Annotated in this window: 1 protein-coding gene; it reads left to right on the top strand. The window is 76.3% G+C overall.

Features of this window, described 5'->3' with window-relative positions:
• Positions 1–3,026 (top strand): type I polyketide synthase (locus ACFHW0_RS31540; protein WP_416613272.1); only part of this gene is annotated, 3,026 nt, incomplete at both ends.

The raw sequence follows: 3,026 nt of genomic DNA on the forward strand, positions 1-3,026 counted from the left end.
GTGGACGCCGTCGAGGCGCACGGCACCGGCACCACGCTCGGTGACCCGATCGAGGCGCAGGCGCTGCTGGCGACGTACGGGCAGGACCGCCCGGAGGACCGGCCGCTGTGGCTGGGGTCGATCAAGTCGAACATCGGGCACACCCAGGCCGCCGCGGGGGTGGCCGGCATCATCAAGATGATCATGGCGATGCGGCACGGGCTGCTCCCGTCGACGCTGCACGTCGACGAGCCGTCCCCGCACATCGAGTGGAGCGCCGGGGCGGTCTCCCTGCTCACCGAGGCACGCGACTGGCCCGCGGCGGGCCGGCCCCGCCGCGCGGCGGTCTCGTCGTTCGGAGTCAGCGGCACCAACGCACACGTGATCATCGAGCAGCCGCCCGCCGAGGCGGAGCCGACCCGGGGCGAGGGCGCCCCGACGCCCGGCGGGTTGCCGGCCCCGGTGCTGCTGTCGGCCCGGTCCGAGGCCGCCGTCGCGGCGCAGGCTGACCGCTGGGCCCGCTGGCTCGCCGGCGACGGGGAACTGCGCCCCGTCGACGTCGCGTGGTCGTCGACCGTCAGCCGTGCCGTGCTGGAGCACCGCGCGGTGGTCACCGCGACGGACCGGGACGAACTGCTGGCCGGGCTGCGTGCCCTCGCCGCCGGCGAGTCGGCCGCCACCGTGGTCACCGGCACCGGCACGACGCGTACGCAGCTGGCCGTGCTCTTCTCCGGTCAGGGTGCGCAGCGCGCCGGCATGGGCCGGGAGTTGTCCGACCTGTTCCCGGTCTTCGCGACCGCGCTGGACGAGGTGTGCGCGCAGCTCGACCCGCTGCTGCCGCGTCCGCTGCGGGAGGTGCTGTTCGCCGAGGCCGGCTCCGCCGAGGCGGAGTTGCTGGACCAGACGGTGTTCACGCAGGCCGGGTTGTTCGCGGTCGAGGTGGCGCTGTTCCGGCTGGTGGAGTCGTTCGGGATCGTCCCCGACGTGGTCGCCGGTCACTCGATCGGCGAGGTGACCGCCGCGTACGTCGCCGGGGTGCTGTCCCTGGCGGACGCGTGCGCCCTCGTCGCCGCCCGGGGCCGGCTGATGCAGGCGCTGCCCACCGGCGGCGGCATGCTGGCCGTGGCCGCCGACGAGGCGGCGGTGGCCGAGTCGATCGCGGGCCTGACCGACCGGGTGGGCATCGCCGCCGTCAACGGTCCCGCCGCCGTGGTGGTCTCCGGCGCCGTCGACGCCCTCGACGAGGTGGAGCGGCTCTGGCGCGACCGGGGTGTGCGCACCCGCCGGCTCACCGTCAGCCACGCGTTCCACAGCCCGCTGATGGAGCCGATGCTCGACGAGTTCCGCGCGGTCCTGGCGGGGCTGACGTTCCGGGCGCCGCTGCTGCCGGTGGCGTCGAACCTGACCGGGGCGCTCGCCGAACCGCAGGAGATCACCCGCGCCGAGTACTGGGTGCGGCACGTACGGGAGGCCGTCCGCTACGCCGACGGCATCGCCGCCCTGCGCGCCACCGGGGTCGACACCTTCCTGGAGATCGGCCCGCAGAGCGTCCTGACCGCGATGAACGCCGACCTGCTCGCCGAGGACGCGCTCGCGGTGGCCGTCCAGCGCCGGGACCGTCCCGCCCCGCAGGCGCTGCTGCACGCGCTCGCCGCGCTGCACGTCCACGGCGTCCCCGTGACCTGGACGCAGTGGTTCACCGACGCCGGCGCCGCCCGGGTCGACCTGCCCACGTACGCCTTCCAGCACCAGCGGTACTGGCTCGGCGCCGGCCAGGCGCGTACCGCCGACGTGTCCGGCGCGGGCCTCGGCGTGGCCGGGCACCCGCTGCTCGGCGCGGCGGTCACCGTCGCCGGCGCGGACATGGTGGTGCTGACCGGCCGGCTGTCGCTCGCCACCCACGCGTGGCTCGCCGACCACGTCGTCTCCGGCGTGGCGATCGTGCCCGGCACCGCCCTCGTAGAGCTGGCGGTGCGGGCGGGCGACGAGGTGGGCGCGTCGCGGGTGCGGGAGTTGACCGTGGCCGCGCCGCTGGTGCTGCCGGAGGGCGGCGCGGTGCGGGTGCAGGTGCGCGTCGGCGCGGCCGACGAGACCGGCACCCGGGTCGTGGCGGTGCACTCGCAGTCCGAGGGCGACCCGGAGGCCGAGTGGATCCACCACGCGGAGGGCGTGCTGGAGCCCGCGTCGGCCGACGAGCCGGGCGTGGGGGAGTGGCCGCCGGCCGGCGCGTCCGAGGTGGACCTGGCGGGTTGGTACCCGACGCTGGCGGAGCACGGCCTGGCGTACGGGCCGGTGTTCCAGGGGCTGCGTCGGGTGTGGACCGGCGGTGACGACGTGTACGCCGAGGTGGTGCTGCCGGAGGAGGCGGCGACGGAGGCGGCGCGCTTCGGCGTGCACCCGGCGTTGCTGGACGCGGCCCTGCACCCGATCGGGCTGCTGCCGGGCTCGGAGGGGTCGGGCGGGCCGCGGGTGCCGTTCGCGTTCGAGGGTGTGCAGGTGCACGCCGCGGGCGCGGGGGCGCTGCGGGTGCGGTTGACGCGCGTGGACTCGGCGGTGCGGCTCGTCGCGTGCGACGAGTCGGGTGCGGCCGTGGTGTCGGTCGACTCCCTCGTCCTGCGCGAGCTGACCGGAGTGGCCGCGGCGAGCGCCGCGTCCCGCTCGATGTTCGAACTCACCTGGCAGGCCGAGGAGATCGCCGCCGCCGGGAACCTCTCCGGGTGGGCGCTGGTCGGCTCGCCGGCCGCCGTCGACCTGCCGGCGTTCGCCGACGTCGAGGCGCTCGTCGCGGCGGTCGACGCCGGTCGGGCGGTCGCGCCGAAGGGTCTGCTGCTGACGCTCGACGCGTCGCAGGCTGCCGTCCCCGACGCCGTTCGCGCGACGACGTCGCACGTGCTGGCAGTCGTCCAGTCCTGGCTGGCGGCGGACGCGCTGGCGGATTCGCGGCTCGTGGTGCTGACGCGGGGCGCGGTGTCGGTTGGCGCCGAGGACCGGGTGACCGACCTGGCGGGTGCGGCGGTGTGGGGTCTGCTGCGCTCGGCGCAGTCGGA

The organism is Micromonospora sp. LOL_025, assembly GCF_048060285.1.
In the GTDB taxonomy this organism is placed as follows: domain Bacteria; phylum Actinomycetota; class Actinomycetes; order Mycobacteriales; family Micromonosporaceae; genus Micromonospora.